The following is a 2,500-nucleotide window of genomic DNA, read 5'->3' as shown; positions in this document are numbered from 1 at the left end:
GCGGCTGGCGTTGGCGTGGATTTTCGTCCCGTCCAGACCCACCGTGCCCATCTTCAGCATGCCCATCTCGCGGGCCAGCAGCAGAACCTGTGTCCATGGGCGTTGCTTCCTCATCGCATGGCCGCCTATGTGGGCCAGTCATATGAGAAACGCGGGTCCGCCCACGGAATTGGGACAGCCATCATCAATTTTTTTTCAGCGCATCACGAAGATGCCGTAATGCCCGCTGATACCGCTTCCTCACCGCCTCGTAACTGATCCCCATCCGATCCGCGATTTCACGCTGGCTTTCGCCAGCGACGACGACCCCCATGACGATGTCAGCATCGGCCCCGATATGATCCCTCAGATTTCGATGGAGGGCGGAAACCGTGCCATCCACCTCTCCATCGTGGAAACGGGACGGTCGGAGGACGTGGAATTGATCGAGGTCAGGAAGATCGCTCCGCTGGGACTCCTCCTGCCAGCGGCGACGAAGCCCTTCACGAATGACCGCAACGACGTCACCTTCGTCAGCATCACCCAGTCGTTCAATACCACCACCAGCATGGGGCGGTTGACGCTGAACATCTTGCTGTCCTTCGCCCAGTTCGAGCGTGAGGTGATCGGTGAGCGCGTCCGCGACAAGGTGGCAGCTTCTCGGCGCAAAGGAATCTGGATGGGCGGGCCGTTGCCCTTCGGTTATCGCTGCGCCGACCGCAAGCTGCTGGTGGTGGAGGAAGAAGCCGTCATTGTCCGCATGATCTTCGATCGGTTCATCCGCGTCGGGTCCGCCACCCTGCTGGTGAAGGAACTTGCAGACCAGGGCATCTCGCGCCGTGGCAAGAAGCTGGACAAGGGCGGCCTCTACAAGATGCTGGCCAATCCGCTCTATATCGGCAAGGCGGTCCACAAGGGCGTCGCCTATGACGGCGAGCATCAGCCGATCATCGATCAGGCCCTATGGGACAAGGTCCGCTCCATCACCGAGGTCTCCTCCTGCGTCCGCGCCAACCGCACCCGGGTGCAGACACCGGCCCTGCTGAAGGGGCTGATCTTTGCCCCCGGCGGTCGGGCGATGACGCCCTCCCACACCCGCAAGAAGGGGCGGCTGTACCGCTACTACGTCACCACCAACGTGATCAAGGAAGGCCCTGACGCCTGTCCGGTTGGCCGCGTCCCTGCCGCGCAGGTAGAAAATGCCGTGATCGACCAATTGCGCTCGCTGCTGCGCACCCCGGAGATGGTGGCCCGCACCTGGAAAAGCGTCCACGCCGAGGGCGAGGCCATGACGGAGAAGGACGTCGCCGCCGCTCTGGGCCAGCTTGATCCTCTCTGGGACGAACTGTTCCCCGCCGAGCAGACCCGCATTGTCCAGCTTCTGGTGGAACGGGTCGATATCTCCACCGACGGTGTCCACATCGCGCTCCGAACCGAGGGGCTGCGGGCGCTGCTGGAGCCGTTCCCGGCGGACTGGACGGAGCAGCGGCGGCTGTTGAGCCTGGGCAGATGACCGCGTTGCAGCTGGAGAACACCATGAAGATCCTCGTTGCCATGGGAATGGCTGAGAAATAGGGCTCAGGCCGTGGCGCCCTCCGCTGCCCTCGCCGTGAGGCTGGGCTCGCTATGCGCTCGGGCGACCGGGATTTCCACCGAGCCGGTGAAGGCAGCCAGATAGTCGGGATGGCGCTCAAGCAGCAGCGGTTCGCCGTCGGCGTAGCGGCGGAACTGCCGGTAAAAGCGGGCCCAGGCGCGGTGAGGCGGCAGTTGGTCGTAGCCGAAATCATGCTCTACCACCGCATTCGCGCAATGGGCGATGCGGTAGCCGAGGCGATTGGCGCGGTAACAGAATTCTATGTCCTCGGCCGCAGCGCTGGGAAAGGCTTCGTCAAAGCGGAGCGCCTCGAACACCGCCCGACAGCCCGCCATGTTGCAGGTGGGCCCGTAGAGGAGACCACCGCCCTCTGTCAGCCGGCGCCCGTTCAGGGTGCCGTTGCGGTCATGATAACGCCCCAGCCAGCAGCGATCACGGGATTGGGTCATCCCTGACAGCAAGTGCGCCTGCGGATTTTCCAAGAAAGCGGCAACCAGGGCCTCCAGCCAACCGGGCTGCGGGCGGCAATCGGAGTCGGTGAGAGCGATGATCTCCGCTCCGTCGGCGATGGCAAGCGCGATGCCCCGGTTGCGGGTTGCCGCCGGGCCGCGATTGCCCTCCAGCCGATGGACCTTCACCGGGTCGGGCAGGTGGATAGGTTGGGAAGAGCCATCATCGACCACGATGAGCCGGTGCGCCCGGGTCTGACCCGTCAAGGCATTGCACAGGGCTGCGAGCATGGTGGCGTGCTCGGCGGTATAGACGAAAGCGGGCACCACCACTGCCACCTGGGCATCGGGGCCGACGCCGTTGCCGTCCCGGTTGGCGTGAAGGCGCGCCAGCAGGCGGCCCAGCGTGGCGAAGCCGGTGCTGCGTTTGAAGATGCGGTCGAAGCGGGCCTTCAACTCGGCCTTGCGCGCCGTCGCG

The 2,500-nt window shown here is 64.6% G+C and carries 3 protein-coding genes; 1 reads left to right on the top strand and 2 read right to left on the bottom strand.

Translation table 11 applies throughout. The features are described from left to right. Nucleotides 1-184: 184 nt before the first annotated feature. The gene (locus A6A05_RS19885; protein WP_245644166.1) at nucleotides 185-382 is read right to left on the bottom strand and encodes an RNA polymerase sigma factor; all 198 of its coding nucleotides are present in this window, start codon (nucleotides 380-382) and stop codon (nucleotides 185-187) included. 33 nt (nucleotides 383-415) lie between these two features. Here A6A05_RS19885 and A6A05_RS02730 point away from each other — a divergent pair, with 33 nt between their 5' ends. Next, nucleotides 416-1,492 (top strand): recombinase family protein, encoded by a 1,077-nt coding sequence (locus A6A05_RS02730; protein WP_245644165.1) that lies wholly within the window; start codon nucleotides 416-418, stop codon nucleotides 1,490-1,492. Nucleotides 1,493-1,557: 65 nt separating this feature from the next. Here A6A05_RS02730 and A6A05_RS02725 read toward each other — a convergent pair. After that, the coding region (locus A6A05_RS02725) for a glycosyltransferase family 2 protein (protein WP_068497226.1) at nucleotides 1,558-2,500 on the bottom strand (943 nt) is incomplete at its 5' end.

Source organism: Magnetospirillum moscoviense, from assembly GCF_001650635.1.
GTDB lineage: Bacteria > Pseudomonadota > Alphaproteobacteria > Rhodospirillales > Magnetospirillaceae > Magnetospirillum > Magnetospirillum moscoviense.
The sequence above is the reverse complement of the archived record's forward strand: the minus strand, read 5'-3'. Positions and strand labels throughout refer to the sequence as shown.